The organism is Mycetocola sp. Y444, from assembly GCF_059445295.1.
The window spans coordinates 183,908-200,954 of the sequence record NZ_JCAIUB010000002.1 but is presented as its reverse complement, the minus strand read 5'-3'; the positions used below and the strand labels follow the sequence as shown (position 1 = coordinate 200,954).

The window sequence follows — 17,047 nt, the reverse complement described above, 5'->3', positions numbered from 1 at the left end:
GACAAAGTGGCCATGACTTGTGCACCAGTTGCCAGTCTGGCAATTCCGCGTACGCTGAGGCCATGCAACCCACCGTGCACGGCCTGCTTCACAACGCGGGCCTCGGGCTCCGGCTCCTCGCCGGAAACGACTCGTCGAGGCTCTCCGAACCCGTCTCCTGGATCCACAGTTCCGACCTCGCCGACCCGACGCCATTCCTCGGCGCCGGGCACCTCGTGCTCACCACTGGCACCCAGTTCGAGGCAGCGACAGCTGCCACCTTCTCCGGCTACGTCGAACGGCTCGCCGACCACGGCATACTCGGTATCGGGTTCGGAAGTGAGGTGGTCCGCGCCGCGACGCCCGACGGTCTCATCGCGGCGTGCGACGGGGCCGACATGCCCCTGTTCGAGGTGCCGTACCGGGTACCGTTCATCGCGGTCGTCCGCTCGGTTGCCGACCTCATCGCCGAGGCCTCGCATGCCCGCGACACCTGGGCACTCAATGCGCAGCGCGCCATTTCCTTCGCCGCATTGAAACCGGATGCGGTTGCCGCGGTTCTCGCGGAACTCTCCCGCCAGCTGGGTCGCTGGGTCGCCCTCTACGACTACCGCGGGCAGAAAACCGTGACTGTCGACGAGGCATCCATTCTGGCGCACCTCGATGTTCCCGAACTGATGACGCGCGTGGATGCTGAAGCCGGACGGCTGATTGCACGCGGGCAACGGTCCAGTTCGACGATCAGCGACATCGCGGGCCAGGCTTCGCTGCAGACCCTCGGCCGCCGCGGGGAGCTTCGCGGTGTGCTCGTCACTGCGGGTGCCGAACCGCTGGACGCGGCAGATCAGAGTGTCGTGACGAGCGTCGTTGCCCTGGTCGGGCTGGCCATCGAGCAAGCCCGGGAGCTCGGCCGCGCGCACGGACGGTTGCGTGGCGGGCTCTTTCAGGCCCTGCTCGAGGGCAATGTGGCGTTCGCGCAGCGGATCGTTTCGCAGCTGGGTGGAGTGCTCCCGGCTGAACCCGTTCGCGTGCTCGCGCTGGCGCCGCAGGGCTCCCGCGATGCGCTGGTGTCCGAGCTCGACGTCCGCCGAGGTGGTGAGCCGTTCCTCGCGGCGGAGAACGGGCGAGTGTACGTCTGCGTGGCAGCAGAGGATGCCGTCGCACTCGCGGACGAGTTGAGCCTCGCGCACTCCCTCGCCGTGGGGATTTCCGATCCGCTCCCGTTGGCGGTGACCGCGACAGGTGTGGAGCAGGCCGTGCGCGCCCTCGACAAAGCGGGTGAGGCATCCGTTCTGGAGTTCGGTGCCCTCGTTTCCGGAAGCCTCGCCGGCCTCCTTCGTGAAACGTCGGCGGCGGAGCTCGCCAGGGCACTGCTGCGTCCGGTCAGGGAGCACGATGCGGCCACGGGCACGACCCTCGTCGAGAGTGCACGCGTATGGCTCGAACACAACGGATCGTGGGACCCTGCGGCCAAACAGCTCGGGATCCACAGGCACACCCTGAAGAGCAGGGTCGCCCTCGTGGAGAAACTCACCGGGCGGGAGCTTCGGAGCTTCGAGGCCCGCACCAACCTGTGGCTGGCACTGCAGCTCGAGTAACGTCCACGCCGGTGAGGCGGATGCCGTCAGCCAGGAGTGGGGCGGATGCGGTCAGCGCAGGTACGCGCGCGCCCACTGCACCATCTGCCCATACGCGACGGCGCGCACGGGTTCGGCTGAGAGCAGCACGTCGTGAATGGCGCGGTCGATTTTCGCCACGGTGACCGTCGGGGCGAGCCGGAGCGAATGTTCGGCGATCTCATCGATGACAAGCACACTGTCGCTCTCGAGCATCCGTTCCGTCCAGGTCACCGACAGGGTCGACCTGGACGACATCATGCTGAGCACCGGCGCACCGATCGACAGGCCTGCGGCGACGCGCTGATGCCCGGCGAAGATCGCTGCCAGCCACGCGGGGTGGGTCGGAAACCCGCGCGCCGGCCGCCACTCGGTGTTGTAGTCCCACTCGCCATCCATCGCGCTCGATACGGCGCGGGTATAGAACCCGAGGTCAACGTTCGGCAGAGGCGCCCGCGGGTCGAGCCGTGCACCGATCGTCGCGAGCGGTGCAAGCGCCCTGCGCCCGACCGCGCCAGCCTGAAACTCGAGCCACGGGCTGTTGAGCACGAGGGCCTGCGCCCGCTGCGGATGCCGGTCAGCCCACAACGACACTGTGAGGCCGCCCGTCGAGTGGCCCATCAGGAGCAGGCGGCGGGTTGGCTGCTCGCCGATCCCGTGGCCCATGACCGTCAGGGCCGCCTCGATGTCCTCGTCGTAATCAGCGAGGTTGGTGATGTAGCCGGGCGTTTGGTACTCGCGGAGCGACCGTCCGTACTTGCGCAGGTCGATGGCAAAAAACCTCGCCCCCTGGGCGCTCCAGAATTCGGCGAGTTCGGTCTGGAAGAAGTAATCGGACCAGCCGTGCACATAGAGCACGTCCCAGCCGCGAGCCGCGGCTTCGTCGTTGAGCATCGACGCAATACGACGGAGCGGCACCTCCCGGTGGCGCACCAGCGTCGCGACCATGGGCCCCTCAAAATCGGAGTCCAGGTCGAGCGTCAGATGTTCGAACGGCTCACCGAGAATGTCGGGCTTCCAGCTGTGCCCGACGCTCTCGGTGTGCGCGCTCGAAACCACCGAAATTACGGCCGTGGCGGGAGCGGCGGCTGCTGGCCCTGAGGAGCGGCGGGGTACTGGGGTGCCTGCTGCTGGGGAGCATAGCCCTGAGGGGCCTGACCCTGCTGGGCGGCGTACCCCTGAGGAGCCTGCTGCTGCGGGGCGTAGCCCTGAGGAGCACCGAACTGTCCTGCCGGTGCAGCAGGGGCCTGCTGGCGAGCAGGAACTGCGCGCGCGATGAGCACTCCGAGCGCGAAGAGTGCCGTGTAGATGAGGGCAGTGGACAACGACCCGACGATTGCCGAGCTGAAGATGGTCTCTCCGAGGTACGAACCACCGGTGATGACAGCCCAGACGAGGTTGATGACGACGAGTCCGGCGAGGCCGACCGCGCCACCGATCGCGATCTTCTTGAGCAGTTCGACAGTGGTGCGCGCCTTTTCGAGAGGTGCGACGTACAGCGCGCTGACCGCGACGAGTCCGGCGAAGACGGCGGCGGCGACGAGGGAGATGACGAAGTAGATGAACCGGTCACCGAAGAGTCCGTAGACCGCGTTGCCGATCAGCCCGAGAATGCCGGTGACCGCCTCAAGCCCGACCACGACAGCGCCGCCGAAGATCACCTGGCGCAGGATGCCCTTGTCAACCGGGCGCGACTGCTTCTGCGGCGCCTGCGGCGCATAACCACCCTGCGGGGCATAGCCACCCTGCGGCGCGTAACCACCCTGCGGTGCGTAACCCCCCTGCGGCGCTGAGCCTGGCTGGGGTCGCGCGCTTACCGGCGGGACGGGCTGAGAGTTCGGGTTCTGGGGAGGCTGCTCGATCGACATGCACCCACCCTATCGGCCGCGCCGCAGCCCGCGAATGGACAGAAGTCCCCGGCGCTGCCCGCTCGCTACTCGTTGACCGCTTCGCCGCGCGAGATCGCGACCATGTCCTCGCGAGGCACGACCTTGATGCGCGCGCGGCCCTGCGGTTCACCGAGCTTCATCTCGTGCTGGTCGAGGTTGTGCCAGCCCTCGAGATCCGTGTATTTGACCCCACGCTCGTCGAGCATGTCGATAACGCCCTGCTCGGTGGGATCCGCCGGTGTCCACCAGTTGCTCTCGCCGTTGATGACGTGCTTGATCGTTTCCATGGCGTCGGACTTGGTGTGCCCGATGAGACCCACCGGTCCGCGCTTGATCCAGCCGGTGGCGTAGACACCCGGCACCACGTCGTTGCTGCCCTTCTGGAGCACCATGCCCTCGCGGTTGGGGATCACTCCGTGGCGCTTGTCGAACGGGATGCCCTCGAGCGGCGACCCGAAGTATCCGACAGCCCGGTAGACGGCCTGGACCGGTATCTCGCGAATTTCGCCGGTCCCGACGACGCCGCCCTCGGCATCCGGTGTCGTGCGCTCGTACCGGAGTGCAGCGACGTGACCCGAACCGTCTGAGACGATCTCGATCGGCTTGGCGTAGAAGTGCAGGTGGAGGCGCCGTGAAGCCGAGCCGACCTCGCGCTGCCGCCATTTCTGCAGCACCTTGTCGATGACCATGACCTGTTTGTTGGTCGCGATTGCCGCCTTCGACGCCTCGTCGTAGTCGAAGTCCTCGTCATAGACGATCAGGTCGACGTCACGGAGTTCACCGAGCTCCCGCAGTTCCAGCGGCGTGAACTTGACCTGCGCGGGGCCGCGACGGCCGAACACGTGCACATCAGTGACCGGCGAGGCTTTGAGGCCCTCGTAGACGTTCTGGGGAATCTCCGTCGACAGCAGATCTTCGGGGTGCTTGGCAAGAATTCGTGACACGTCGAGCGCGACGTTTCCGTTGCCGATGACGGCGACCGACTGAGCCTCGAGGGGCCAGGTGCGGGGAACGTCCGGGTGTCCGTCGAACCAGCTGACGAACTCAGCTGCCCCGTAGGAGCCTTCGAGGCGGATGCCGGGAATGTCGAGGTCGGCGTCCTGGATGGCGCCAGTGGCGAAGATCACAGCGTGGTAGTGCTTCTTGAGGTCGTCGAGCGTGATGTCGGTGCCGTAGTTGACGTTACCGAAGACCCGAATATCACCGCGGTCGAGCACCTCGCGGAGCGCGGTGATGATTCCCTTGATGCGGGGGTGATCGGGCGCGACGCCGTATCGGACCAGGCCGTATGGTGCAGGAAGCCGGTCGAACAGGTCGATCGACACGTCGAAGTTGCGTTCTGCCTTGAGCAGGATGTCTGCTGCGTAGATCCCTGCGGGGCCGGCTCCGACGATGGCGAGTCTCAACTTGGTCATTCGGGGGTACGTTCCTTACTTGCTGCGGTCGACGATGGTGTCCGCAAAGCGGGTGAGAGCCTGTTTCACCGGGCCGTCCGGCAGCGGCGCGAGCGCCTCAACGGCTTCACGCGCCCACTCGTGGGCCTCGGCGAGAGTGCGGGTGGTGACGTCGTGAACGCGGAGTTCCGCGATCGCCGCGTCGAAGTCGGCGGATGCCGCGTCGCCGTCGGTGCCGGCGGCATCCGTCTCGATACGGGATACAAGCGCAGCCGCAGACTCGTCAGTGGCGGCGAGCGCGCGAAGGCGGATGAGCGGAAGTGTTGCAACGCCGGCGCGCAGGTCGGTGCCGGGGACTTTGCCGGTCTCCTCCGGCTGCGGCGAGAGATCGATGACGTCATCGATGAGCTGGAAGGCGACGCCGATCTTTTCGCCGTACTCGACAACAGCTGGCTCGAATTCGCGGGGGGCTCCGGAGAAGATCAGTCCGGCCTGAGCGGCGAGTGCGATGAGCGAGCCGGTCTTGTCGGCGAGAACCCGGATGTAGTGCTCTTCCGGGTCTTCGTCGCCCTGCGGCCCGACGGTCTCGTGCAGCTGTCCGAGGACGAGTCGCTCGAAGGTATCGGCCTGAAGCTGCGTCGCACGCTCGCCCAGCTTCGCCATCAGCTGGCTTGCCCGCGCGAAGAGGAGGTCACCGGTGAGGATGGCAACCGAGTTGCCGAACACGGCATGGGCACTCGGGACGCCCCGCCTGCGGTCGGCGTCGTCCATGACGTCATCGTGGTACAGCGACGCGAGGTGGGTGATCTCGATGGCCTCAGCCGCCTGGATCACCTCGTCCGTGTTGCCGTTTCCGAGCTGTGCGGTGAGCAGAAGCAGCATGGGGCGAACGCGCTTGCCACCGGCCTCGAGCAGGTATCGCGACGTTGAATCGGCGACGGAGTCGGTGAAACTCAGTTCCACCTCGAGGGCGTTCTCGATGCGCTGGAGCCCGTCGTCGACCGACGCGAGCAACTGCTTGCTTTTCGCTGACGCGAAGATACGTTCGGTCTGGCCCAGATGACTGGAAAGGCTCGTCGCACGCCGGATAGCACTCGGATTCACGAGGACTAGCCTACCCGTGCCCGGGGTTCTGGTTTATTTCTCCTCGATCCCCCAGGGCGAACCGTATCCGGCGGGCGAATCGGCGGCGAGAAGGTCGAGGAACGGGCGGGAATCGAACGCCTCCGGGCCGAGAACTCCGGTCCCGCCCCACACCCCCGCCGCCAGGAGTTCGAGCGCAACGGCCGGGTTGATCGCGGTCTGCCAGACGACGGCCTGGGAGCCGTACTCCGCCATCGTCTGCTCGTTATCGGCCACGTGATAGAGATAGGTCGAGCGCGGAGCCCCGTCCTTGCCCGTTCCGCGCACCCAGACCCCGGCACAGGTCTTGCCGCGCATCCGATCACCGAGGGTCGCCGGGTCGGGGAGGCAGGCAGCGACAACGTCGCGCGGTGAGACCTGGGCGCCCTTGACCGTCACCGGCTCCGTTCTGTCGAGACCGGTCTTATGGAGAACCTGAAGCACCTGGATGAACTCGTCACCGAGTCCGTACTTGAAGGTCACCCGCTTCGCTTTCGTCCAGCGCGGCATGAGGAGCACTTCCTCGTGCTCGACGTTAACGCACTCAACCGGACCGATTCCGTCGGGAAAGTCGAAGATCTCGGGTTCACTGAATGGCGGCGTTGTGAACCAGCCGCGCTCGCGCTCGAAGATCACCGGCGGGTTGAGGCACTCCTCAATCGTGGTCCAGATCGAGAACGACGGTGCGAAGTCGTACCCGTCAACGACGAGGTTCGCGCCGTCGCGCACCCCGAGTTCGTCGATCTCGCTGAAGAGTTCGTCTTCGGCGTACCGCGCGAACACATCGGAGAGACCGGGCTCGACGCCGATACCGACCAACGCGAGCCGACCGGCATCCGCCCACCTTTCGGCCTGCGCGAATTGCTCATCACCGAGCTTCACACCGGGAAGCTCGAAGGGCTTGTCGGGATGCGGACGGGAGAGACTCATGGCCATGTCGAGGTAAACCGCATCGGCGGCGAAACAGCCGTCGAAGATCGGCATCACGAACCGAGGGTCGACGGCGTTGAGCACGTGGGTAATGTCGTGCTCACGGATGAGCGCGGCAACAGCGTCGGCGCTCGATGCATCGACCTGCGCTGCCGCAAATCGGGCGTCCCCGAGGTCGGCGACCAGTGTCCCGGGTCGGATCGGATCGTAATCGGCGATGACGAGGCGCTCGAAGAAGGCGCGCCGGGCGAGGATGCGAGCGGCCGCGGACCCGACCCCTCCGGTTCCGACGATCAGGATGCGCATGGCTCTCCTCTCGCGTGACGGTGCTGATTCGGGTTGGTCGTGCCGGGCTGGCGTTGCCGGGCTGGTTCGGCCCGGCCGGTCACGTCAGGCCGCCGTCGACCGAACGGCCGTACTCGTCGGGGCTGTCCGGGACGAGCACCTCGGTGTCGCGGTTGAGAGTCTCGCCACGGAAGAACGGCTTCGACCGGGGGAACACCCACCACAGGAGCATGAGGACGACACCGAGCGCGAGCGCACCGACTCCAACGACGAAGGTGCCGCCGATGCCGAAGATGATCGTGTACCCGTAATCCACGTCGTACATGTCGATACAACTCTGGATGAACGCATAACCGAGCATCAGCCCGCCGAGAAATGGAAACAGGCCCTTGAAGAAGAAGTTGCGCGGCGAGCTGAAGAGTTCCCGGCGGAAGTACCAGACGCACGCGAGGCCCGTTATTCCGTAGTAGAACGCGATGGCGAGGCCGAGCGAGAGGATCGAATCGGCGAGGATGTTCTCCGAGATAAAGGTCATGCCCACGTAGTAGACGATCGCGACGATCCCCATGACAAGGGTCGAGAATGACGGTGTCTGGTGCTTTGGGTGCACTGTCGCGAACCGCCTGGGCAGCGCCCGGTACGCGGCCATCGTGAGGGTGCCGCGCGCGGTCGGCAGAATCGTGGTCTGCGTCGACGACACCGCCGAGACCAGCACCGCGACGACGAGGATCCAGGCCCATGGCCCCAGGATCAGGTCTTTGAGCGCCAGGAAGACGTCGTTGGCGTTGTCTTCGTTGGCGAGTCCCGTTCCATCCGTTCCCAGGCCGGCGTATGACATCGCGGCGACGGTCACCGAGACGTAGGTCACGAGGAGGATCGCCGTCGTGACGACGGCAGCCCGGCCGGGAATGCGCTTCGGGTCTTTTGTCTCCTCGTTGAGGGCGAGGCAGGTGTCCCAGCCCCAGTAGATGAACAGGGCAAGCAGCACAGCCTCGATGAACCCCGAGTAGTCGGTGAACGCGAACGGGTTGAACCAGTCGAATGAGACGGGCGTTGGGTTGGGTGCATCTCCCGATGCGACCCGAACGAACGCGACGATGACGAACAGGGCGAGTGCCAGGTACTGCACGGCCAGGAGGACGTTCTGCACCCGTTCGCCCACCTGGATACCGCGATAGCTCACCCAGGTCATGAGTGCGATGAACACGACCCCGGTCGCGGTGACCACTGCGGCGTTCGACGCGAGCGACCCGTCACCGACGAGCAGCCAGAGGTATTGCCCACCGACCTGCGCGAGGTTGGCGAGGACAACCATCCCAGCGACGGCAACTCCCCAGCCGCCCATCCAGCCAATGAACGGGCCGAATGCCTTCGTTCCCCAGGTGAAGGTCGTGCCGCAGTCGGGAACGGCGCGGTTGAGTTCGCGGTAGGCAAACGCGATGAACAGCATGGGGATGAACGCGACGATGAAGGCGATCGGTGCCTGTGCGCCGACGGCAAGCACCACGAACCCGAGGGTCGCGACGAGCGAGTAGACGGGCGCCGTCGACGCCAGCCCGATGACCACGGACCCCCAGAGGCCGAGAGCCCCGGTTGCGAGGCCCTTCCCTCCGCCGCTGGAAGCTGACGGGCGCGAATCATCCGTCGACCGCGTTGTCATGAGCGAAAGCTACTGCTGGACAGATTCGGATGTCAATGCCGGTGTGACGGGTGGCCAGGCGAGTGTGGCTTCACCTGAGCCGGTGTCATCGCGTTCGTGATCCGGGAGCTGAGGGCTGGACGGATGCCACGCGCTCGCGTCACTATAGGACCGTTCAGGCGTTATTCGTATGTGCGCCGGAAACGGAGCAATCATGTTCTTGAGGGGCCTAGCCACTGTCAGCTTTTTCGCCGACGACATCGATGCCGCCAGGAAGTGGTACACCGAACTGCTGGGGATCGCGCCCTACTTTGTGCGTCCCGAAAGCGGACCTGCCGCGTACATCGAATACCGGATCGGTGACTACGAACACGAACTCGGGATCATCGATCGCCGATACTCACCGCACCCGACGGCGACCGATCCGGGTGGCGCCGTCGTTTTCTGGCACGTCGACGATGTTGAGCAGGCGCTTGACCGCCTGCTCGCCCTCGGCGCGACCGAGCATGAAGCGATCACGAAGCGGGAAGCGGGTTTTGTGACGGCATCCGTCGTCGATCCGTTCGGCAACATCCTCGGCGTGATGTACAACCCGCACTATCTCCAGATCCTCGAGTTCCGCACGGGCGGGATGCTGGGCGAGTAATGGCCGCGGAGCAGGAGACGCGGCGTTTCGACGGACCCGATGAGTTTCGCGCCTGGATCGAAGTCGAACAGGACACGTCACCGGGCGTCTGGCTCGTGATGGCGAAGAAAGGATCGGGGCAAACCACGATCACGTACGCCGAGGCGCTCGATATCGCGCTCGCCTACGGCTGGATCGATGGGCAGGCCCGCCGCGTTGACGACGCAACCTATGTCCAGCGCTTCACCCCGAGACGATCCCGAAGTCCCTGGTCGATGCGCAACGTACGCTTCGCCGAGGCCATGATCGCCGAGGGGCGGATGACACCCCGTGGCATCGCGGAGGTCGAACGTGCCCGCGCCGACGGGAGATGGGATCGGGCGTACGAGGGACCGAAGACGGCGGAGCCGCACCCCGACTTCCTCGCCGCCCTCGAAAAGAACCCGGCCGCCGCTGAGTTCTTCGCCTCGCTCAACAGCCAGAACCGTTTCATGGTCTACTACCGGATCCAGGAGGCAAAACGGCCGGAGACCCGTGCGCGGCGGATCGAGGCGTTCGTCGAGCAGCTCGCGCGCGGCGAGACGCTCTCGTGAGTGGGCCGGCGTGAGGGGGGCGCAGGATTCCACCCTGGTATTCGGGGTAGCCGGACGGCTCAGGAGTACCGGCTCGGTGTTCGCCGAGGACGAGGCCCGGCTCCTGATCGAGGCCGCGGCGGATGCATCGGAGCTCGGCCTGCTTGTCCGCCGTCGGTCCGCGGGCGAACCGCTCGAATACATCGTCGGCTGGGCCGAGTTCTGCGGACTACGCGTTCGGGTTCGACCCGGGGTCTTCGTGCCTCGCCGGCGCACCGAGTTTCTCGTCGACCGCGCGGCGTTCCTCGCCACGCAGCGCGGGCATCCGCTCGTCATCGATGTCTGCTGCGGGTCGGGCGCCATCGGAGCGGCGTTGATGGCCCGGTTCCCCGCGATCGAGTTGTGGTCGACCGACATCGATGCGGATGCTGTTGCCTGTGCCCGCGCGAATGTCGCCGGCACCGTCGTGGAGGGCGATCTCTTCTCGTCGCTGCCTGCCGACCTGCGCGGGCGGGTTGATCTTGTGGTCGCGAATGCACCCTATGTGCCGACCGCGGAGATCACTCTGATGCCGCGGGAGGCACGACTGCACGAGACACTCGCGACCCTCGATGGCGGCCCCGACGGGCTTGACCTTCACCGGCGGATCAGTGCTGAGGCGCCCGCCTGGTTGCGCGCGGGTGGGCACCTCCTGATCGAGACGAGCGAACGTCAGGCCGACCGGACCGCCCGGATTGTCGCGGATGCCGGCTTGGACGCCAGGATCGAGCGCTCGAGCGAGTTCGGCGCGACGGTCGTCACGGGCACGAGGTGATCGCGCGCGGCACCCTCGGCTGCGTGCTCGGCCGCGCGCGGCACTGTCGCCCCGGGCGGAGAAACGCCGGGTCCACGGCGCATACGAACCCGACCCGGGCATTTACCTCCCGAAACACACCCGAGGAGTCGCAACCTGACGCCAACACGCCGGGCCGCACGCTCGGCTGTCGCCCACCGCCACGGCCGCGAACCCGACCGGGCCGCGCGCGCCACTGTCGCCCCGGGCGGAGAATCGCCGGGTCCATGGCACATCCGTTCTCCGACCCGGGCATTTACCTCCCGAAACACACCCGAGGCGCGGAGCCACGTCGGGCAGTTCGAGTGGCGACTACGCGCGGGGCTTTGTCCCGCGGTGGAGGGCGACGATCCCGCCGGTGAGGTTGCGGTACTGAACCTCGGTCCAGCCGGCGCCCCGCATCCACGACGCGAGTTCGGCCTGCTTCGGCCACGCCTTGATCGAGTCGTTGAGGTAGTCGTACGCGTCGGGGTTGGAGCTCGAGAACTTCACCATCACCGGCGTCACCCGCTCGAGGTAGAAGTCGTACAGGCCCTTCATCACCGCGTTCGGCGGGGTCGAGAACTCACAGATGACGATGCGGCCACCCGGCTTCGTCACTCGGAACATCTCGGCAATTGCCTTCTTCGGCTCGACGACGTTGCGGAGACCGAACGAGATCGTCGTTGCGTCGAACTCGTTGTCGCCGAACGGGAGGTCAGTGGCATCCGCTTCGACGAACTGCATGTTGCGCACGCGACCGTACTTCTTGCGGCCAACCTCGATCATGCCGGGTGAGAAGTCGGCGGCAACCACTGTTGCGCCCGACTTCGCCAGCGAGGCGCTGGAGGTGCCGGTTCCGGCGGCCAGGTCGAGAATGCGGTCGCCGGGGTGCGGGTCGACGGCACGGGTCGTGGCCACTCGCCAGAGCATGTCGTTGCCGACGCTCATCACCGCGTTCGTCCGGTCATAGTGCGTGGAAACCTGGTCGAACATGGCCGATACCTGCGATGGCTGCTTGGAGAGATCTGCCTTGTTCATCCCCCAAGCATACGTCGCGAGGGATGGAAGATCCGGACAGGCGGTACCGGGTCACTGCCGCCTCAAAGCCCGCTGAGCAGACGGCGACAACCGGCTGGGAGGGCACTGTCGAGGCGTAGGCTTGAGACGTGACTCAACCCGGCACAATCGCTCCGCATCCGCGTGTGCGGCACCTCACCGTCAGGACCCACAAGGTCGACGACGTCCGCTCACTCCTCCCCCTCGCTGACCCCCATGCCCCCTTGCTGTGGGTACGGCAGGGCAACGGCATCGTCGGCATCGGCGAGGCACTCCGGCTCGAATTCGCGGGGCCAACCCGCATGAGTGACGCCGCGCTGCTCTGGCGAGAGGTCGCCGCCGCTGCTGACGTTATCGACGAGGTACGGATGCCGGGCAGCGGCCTGGTCGCGTTCGGCACGTTCGCGTTTTCCTCCTCTTCCGAGAAGTCCAGCGTGCTCATCGTGCCCCGTACGATCATCGGCCGCCGCGACGGCCGGAGCTGGCTGACGCAGATCACCGTCTCGGACCCGGACGCAGTCTCTGACGCCGCGCCGACGGCATCCGCCCCTCGCCCAACCCCGTTCGGCACTGAGTACCGGCTCAGCCTGACGCCGGGAGCGGAGAGCGCCGACGGGTTCAAAGCCCACGTCGCCGAGGCTGTCGGACATATCGTTTCCGGCGACGTCGACAAGGTGGTGCTGTCGCGGGACCTCAGGGGCCACCTGCCCGCGGGCGCCGACCTCCGCCGTGTGCTCGCAGACCTCGCGCTCGGCTATCCCAATTGCTGGACATACTCGGTCGATGGGCTCATCGGCTCGAGTCCGGAGACCCTAGTCACCGTGTCGCACGGATCGGTCACCGCGCGTGTGCTCGCCGGCACGGCCTCCCGCGGAATTGACGCTGCGAGCGACACCCGCGCGGCCACCGAGCTCGTGTCGAGCACGAAGGACCAGGACGAACACCGGTTCGCCGTTCAGAGCGTGCTCGAGTCGCTCCGGACGCACACCGCCCACGTGATCACCAGTGAGACGCCCTTCGCCCTCAAGCTGCCGAACCTGTGGCACCTCGCCACGGACGTCGAAGGCACACTGACCGACGACGCCACCTCCCTCGACCTGATCGACGCCATGCACCCCACCGCCGCCGTGGCCGGAGCACCGACCGCGACGGCGACGGCACTCATCGACGAACTCGAACCGTTCGACCGCGGCCGGTATGCCGGGCCGGTCGGCTGGGTCGGCGCCGACGGAGACGGCGAGTGGGCGATCGCCCTGCGGTCGGCACAGGTCGAGCCGAACGGCGATGTCACGGCATATGCCGGCTGCGGCATCGTCGCAGACTCTGACCCCGAGAAGGAACTCACCGAGACCACAATGAAGTTCCGGCCCATCCTCGACGCGTTCGCCTAGAGCGGCGTCACCTTCGACTTCGAGCGCGTTGGCAGAGCGGATGCCGGTTCCAGCGTGGACGCCGCGAGCCGTGCCTTCTGCTCGTCCACGTCGAAGTCGGCGGCGGGCCACTGTGGGTCGATGTCCGTGAGAGCGTCAAGCAACAGTCGCTGTACGGCGGCACGCGCGTACCACTTGTGGTTGGCCGGCACGACGAACCACGGGGCTTGCTCGGTCGACGTCCGCTCGAGCACGCGCTGATACGCCGCCTGGTAGTCGGGCCAGACTTCTCTCTCGTCGATGTCTGCCGGGTTGAACTTCCAGTGCTTGTCCGGGCGATCCAGCCGCTCAGCCAGGCGGCGCTTCTGCTCATCCGGGCTGATCTGGAGCATCACCTTCACGATGCGCACGTTTCGGTCGATGAGCCGCGATTCGAAGTCGAGGATGGCGTCGTAACGACGTTCGATCTCCTCCTCGCTCGCGAGCTTCCGAACCGAGCCGATGAGGACGTCTTCGTAGTGCGACCTGTCGAACACTCCGATGAAGCCGGGCTCGGGAACCCGCCTCTCGATTCGCCAGAGGAAATCGTGCCTGCGCTCTGCCCGCGTCGGCGCCTTGAAAGCGGTAAGTGTCACGCCCTGCGGGTCGACGGAACCAACGACGTGGCGAACGATCCCGCCCTTGCCCGCCGTGTCCATTGCCTGCAGAACGAGGAGAACGGCATCCGGCGCGCCGCCCTTCGAGGAAGCGAACAGCCGCTCCTGGATGGCGCTCAGCTCTACCGCATCGGTGGCGAGCGCCTGGCGTCCCTCCCGTTTGCCGCCAGAGAAGCCGGGGGTCGATCCCGGGTCGACGTCAGCGAGCACGAAGCTGTCACTGACCCGCAGAAGCGAGGCAGGGCTTGACCGCCACGCGGATTCCGGGCTGTTCTTGCCCGGCTTCGCCGCCGACTTCTCCGCCGACTTCTCCGCTGCCTTCGCCGCCACCGTCGCCGCTGACTTCTTCGCGGCCAGCTTCTCCGCCAGTTTTTCGGCGGACTTCTTCGCCGATTTCTTCTCGGACTTCTTCTCCGCGGACTTCTTCTCCGCTGACTTCTTCTTCTTGGCCATCCCGACAGTGTGGTCCCTCACGGCCGTCCGGCTCAAGTGCTGGCCCAATGCTCGGTCAATGTTGCGCCTGACCGTCAGCGCTCGAGCGGCACCTCGATCAGCGTGCCGGATGCCGTCGGCGCGGTCAGCGCCTGGTCGAGCGCGGAGCGCGTGGTCGCCCTGACGTATTTCCAGCCGTACGCCGTTGCGAGGGCTTCGAGGTTCACCGACTGGGGCGTGTACAGCACCCGATCGACCGCGTCACGGTCGGCCGCCTGCGCGACCTCGAGCCCGTCGAAGATGGTGCCGCCCCCGTCGTTACCGACGATCACCTGGATTCGTGGCATCCGTTCGCCGGCAGCCGTCAGCAGCGCGCCGGCGTCGTGCAGGAACGTCAGGTCGCCGAGGAGCACCCGGGTAACGCCGGAACCCGCGTGCTGACTGGCGCTGGCGATGCCCAGCGAGGTCGACACGGTTCCGTCGATGCCGGCGAGCCCACGGTTCGAGTGCACGGTGATCTTCTTGCCAGGGACCGCGGCATCGACGTCGCGGATGAGCCGGGACGCCCCCAGCACGAGCCTGTCGTGCGGCCACGTCGCGCCCCATACGGCAAGGGCGAGGGAGCGCCGGTCGATAGGTGCCCGGATCGCACCGAACTCTGTCTTCACGTACGCGAGCCTGGTGGCGGGGTCGTGCGAGTGAGCGGCCTCGAGGTCAGGAGCGACGTCGGTGGATGCCGCGTCGACGAGCGCGCGGGATGCCATGATCCAGGAGCCGAGCCAGGCGCGATCGACGCTTCCGTCGACCACGCTCGCGGCGCCGACGACGTGCGCGGCGCGGCGACCCGGGTTGTAGACCTCATCGCCCGTTGGCGCGACGACGATGACCTCAACGCCGTCGGTCGCGAGCAACGCTGGCACCTGTCTGCTGAGCGTCGGATGGCCGAACACGATGGCCCGTTCGACCCGGCCGCCGAGCTCCGCGTCGGCGAGGAGTTCGCGATACGCGACAATCACATTGCGCCCGAACCGGGCTCCACTCGAAACCTCAGCAATCAGCGGCCAGCCGCCGGCGTGAGCGAGCGCTTCGGCCTGTGGGCCGGCACCGTGGCCGGCGATCACGACGGTTCGCTTCGAGCGGTCAAGCAGAATGCCCGGCCTGGTGATGCGCGAGACGTCCGGTGAATCGTGAGCCACAGCATCCGCGGCGCTCTCGACCGGCGAAATGGCCACGCGATCCGGGATGGGACGCGACAACGGCTCGCGCAGTGGGAGGTTGAGATGCACGGGACCCGCGCTCGAACGCCCGCTGCCGAGCGCAGCGTCGACCGCGAGTCTCGCGATCGCCCGCGCCGCCTCCCGCTCGCCGCTCGCACCTGTCGGCGCGGCTATGTCACGGGCGAAACGGGCGGCCTCACCGAAGATGCCGACCTGGTGTGTGGTCTGGTTCGACCGGATGCCACGGAGTTCGAGCGGTCGATCCGCGGTGATGAGGATGAGGGGCACGTCGGAGGAATGTGCCTCAAGGACGGCCGGATGCAGGTTGGCTACCGCGGTGCCGCTCGTGACGATGACGATGGCGGGGTTACCGGTTTCGATCGACAGGCCAAGGGCGAAGAAGCCGGCCACCCGCTCATCGATCCGGACATGGAGCCGGATCTCGCCCGACCGCTCAAGCGCCGCGGCCGCGAGGGCGAGGGCTTGCGAGCGTGATCCGGGGCAAACGACGATGTCGGTGACACCCTGCCGAATGCATTCCTCGAGAAGTGCGAGCGAGTAATCGGTTGCCGGACTGGCGTCAGGCATCCGCCCTGCCCGTGTCGTCAGGCTCCTGCTTGGGGTCCGGGTGCTTGTCCGGCGTGGGCTTGGCCTTGCCCGGTTCGTCGGGCTCTGCGGCGTCCGAGTCGAGGGCGGCGAGTTCTTCTTCAAGCCGACGGATGCGTTCGTCCTGCTCCTTATCGCGGCCGAGGGTGCCGATGAAGGCGGGGTCGTCGTCTGGAGCGAGCCGCGGACGGGCGACCTGGGTGACCCTCGCGCGACCGATCGTGAACCACAGGATGAGGCCGAGAACCGGCAACAACACGATCACGACGAGCCAGACGGGCTTGGACAGGCCCCGCACTCTCTCCCTCGCCATCATGGCGCAATCGATCACGGCGAAGATCGTTGCGACTACCACCACAACGAGGAGAATCACGAGCCAACGCATACCTTCATCGTAGTCGTCATTCTGTGAATTACCCCGGGGAGGGGATCACGGACGCTGCACCGGCGAGCGTCCTCCCAGACTGGCGCGCATACACTTGATCCCGTGAAACGCATTCCCCCCGTTGTGACCTACACGGTGCTCCGCCTGCTCGCTTTCGCGGTTCCCCTTGCCCTGCTTCTCTTCCTGGGCTTCGAGCCGTGGGTTGCGACGGTGCTCGCCGCGATCATCGGGCTGAGCCTGTCGTACATCTTCCTCAGGCAGCCGCGCGAGCAGGTCGCGGCAGAACTGTACGACCGCCGCCACGGTAACCGCACGCCGGTCACCGCCGACGAAGACGCGGAAGACACCGCGCACGTAGCGCACGCCGATGGCACGGTCGACACCGAGCACACGGTGGATGCCGAGGACACGGTGGATGAGCGGAACACAGACGAGTCCCGCTCACCAACCGAGCGCTGAG

General features: G+C 66.6%; 16 protein-coding genes. 6 read left to right on the top strand and 10 right to left on the bottom strand.

Annotation, left to right across the window (positions count from 1 at the left end):
* The first annotated feature begins 62 nt into the window (after positions 1 to 62).
* Positions 63 to 1,577, top strand: coding sequence for a PucR family transcriptional regulator (locus tag AC1C2M_RS07755; protein ID WP_495435843.1), 1,515 nt, complete (start codon positions 63 to 65; stop codon positions 1,575 to 1,577).
* A gap of 51 nt (positions 1,578 to 1,628) precedes the next feature.
* Here AC1C2M_RS07755 and AC1C2M_RS07750 read toward each other — a convergent pair whose 3' ends face one another.
* The 6 genes from AC1C2M_RS07750 to AC1C2M_RS07725 all read right to left on the bottom strand — a co-directional run bounded on the left by AC1C2M_RS07750 (position 1,629) and on the right by AC1C2M_RS07725 (position 8,875).
* Positions 1,629 to 2,654 (bottom strand): alpha/beta hydrolase, encoded by a 1,026-nt coding sequence (locus AC1C2M_RS07750; protein WP_495435842.1) that lies wholly within the window; start codon positions 2,652 to 2,654, stop codon positions 1,629 to 1,631.
* A 5-nt stretch (positions 2,655 to 2,659) separates the two neighbouring features.
* Positions 2,660 to 3,463, bottom strand: a complete 804-nt coding sequence (locus AC1C2M_RS07745; RefSeq protein ID WP_495435841.1) for a hypothetical protein — start codon at positions 3,461 to 3,463, stop codon at positions 2,660 to 2,662.
* 65 nt (positions 3,464 to 3,528) lie between these two features.
* Complete coding sequence (locus AC1C2M_RS07740) at positions 3,529 to 4,899, bottom strand: FAD-dependent oxidoreductase (RefSeq protein WP_483405155.1); 1,371 nt, start codon at positions 4,897 to 4,899, stop codon at positions 3,529 to 3,531.
* 15 nt (positions 4,900 to 4,914) lie between these two features.
* On the bottom strand, positions 4,915 to 5,982 hold the full coding sequence (locus AC1C2M_RS07735; protein ID WP_483405154.1) for a polyprenyl synthetase family protein: 1,068 nt from the start codon (positions 5,980 to 5,982) through the stop codon (positions 4,915 to 4,917).
* Positions 5,983 to 6,015: 33 nt separating this feature from the next.
* Positions 6,016 to 7,236, bottom strand: a complete 1,221-nt coding sequence (locus tag AC1C2M_RS07730) for a saccharopine dehydrogenase family protein (RefSeq protein ID WP_495435840.1) — start codon at positions 7,234 to 7,236, stop codon at positions 6,016 to 6,018.
* Between the two features lie 79 nt (positions 7,237 to 7,315).
* Positions 7,316 to 8,875: an APC family permease gene (locus AC1C2M_RS07725; protein WP_495435839.1), complete on the bottom strand. Its 1,560-nt coding sequence runs from the start codon at positions 8,873 to 8,875 to the stop codon at positions 7,316 to 7,318.
* Between the two features lie 193 nt (positions 8,876 to 9,068).
* Between AC1C2M_RS07725 and AC1C2M_RS07720 the strand changes: the two genes are divergently transcribed.
* The 3 genes from AC1C2M_RS07720 to AC1C2M_RS07710 are packed head-to-tail and all read left to right on the top strand — an operon-like array spanning position 9,069 to position 10,865.
* On the top strand, positions 9,069 to 9,500 hold the full coding sequence (locus AC1C2M_RS07720; protein ID WP_495435838.1) for a VOC family protein: 432 nt from the start codon (positions 9,069 to 9,071) through the stop codon (positions 9,498 to 9,500).
* On the top strand, positions 9,500 to 10,072 hold the full coding sequence (locus tag AC1C2M_RS07715) for a YdeI/OmpD-associated family protein (protein ID WP_483405150.1): 573 nt from the start codon (positions 9,500 to 9,502) through the stop codon (positions 10,070 to 10,072). Before AC1C2M_RS07720 ends, AC1C2M_RS07715 begins: the two co-directional genes overlap by 1 nt.
* A gap of 10 nt (positions 10,073 to 10,082) precedes the next feature.
* Positions 10,083 to 10,865, top strand: coding sequence for a putative protein N(5)-glutamine methyltransferase (locus tag AC1C2M_RS07710; protein WP_495435837.1), 783 nt, complete (start codon positions 10,083 to 10,085; stop codon positions 10,863 to 10,865).
* A gap of 330 nt (positions 10,866 to 11,195) precedes the next feature.
* On the opposite strand, the gene AC1C2M_RS07705 is transcribed toward AC1C2M_RS07710, so the two are convergent.
* Complete coding sequence (locus AC1C2M_RS07705; RefSeq protein ID WP_495435836.1) at positions 11,196 to 11,903, bottom strand: demethylmenaquinone methyltransferase; 708 nt, start codon at positions 11,901 to 11,903, stop codon at positions 11,196 to 11,198.
* A 128-nt stretch (positions 11,904 to 12,031) separates the two neighbouring features.
* On the opposite strand from AC1C2M_RS07705, the gene AC1C2M_RS07700 reads away from it, so the two are divergent.
* Positions 12,032 to 13,312, top strand: a complete 1,281-nt coding sequence (locus AC1C2M_RS07700) for an isochorismate synthase (RefSeq protein WP_495435835.1) — start codon at positions 12,032 to 12,034, stop codon at positions 13,310 to 13,312.
* On the opposite strand, the gene AC1C2M_RS07695 is transcribed toward AC1C2M_RS07700, so the two are convergent.
* The 3 genes from AC1C2M_RS07695 to AC1C2M_RS07685 form a co-directional block, all read right to left on the bottom strand.
* Positions 13,309 to 14,400 carry a PPK2 family polyphosphate kinase gene (locus AC1C2M_RS07695; protein WP_495435834.1) on the bottom strand — a complete coding sequence of 364 codons (1,092 nt, stop codon included), beginning with the start codon at positions 14,398 to 14,400 and terminating at the stop codon, positions 13,309 to 13,311. The two genes, AC1C2M_RS07700 and AC1C2M_RS07695, sit on opposite strands and share 4 nt — an antisense overlap.
* Positions 14,401 to 14,474: 74 nt before the next feature.
* Positions 14,475 to 16,184 carry a 2-succinyl-5-enolpyruvyl-6-hydroxy-3-cyclohexene-1-carboxylic-acid synthase gene (gene menD / locus AC1C2M_RS07690; protein ID WP_495435833.1) on the bottom strand — a complete coding sequence of 570 codons (1,710 nt, stop codon included), beginning with the start codon at positions 16,182 to 16,184 and terminating at the stop codon, positions 14,475 to 14,477.
* On the bottom strand, positions 16,177 to 16,587 hold the full coding sequence (locus AC1C2M_RS07685) for a PLDc N-terminal domain-containing protein (protein WP_483405144.1): 411 nt from the start codon (positions 16,585 to 16,587) through the stop codon (positions 16,177 to 16,179). The genes menD and AC1C2M_RS07685 overlap by 8 nt, the downstream gene beginning before the upstream one ends.
* Positions 16,588 to 16,689: 102 nt before the next feature.
* On the opposite strand from AC1C2M_RS07685, the gene AC1C2M_RS07680 reads away from it, so the two are divergent.
* Entirely contained in the window at positions 16,690 to 17,046 is a 357-nt protein-coding gene (locus tag AC1C2M_RS07680) for a DUF4229 domain-containing protein (RefSeq protein ID WP_495435832.1), read from the top strand.
* Position 17,047: the final 1 nt, after the last annotated feature.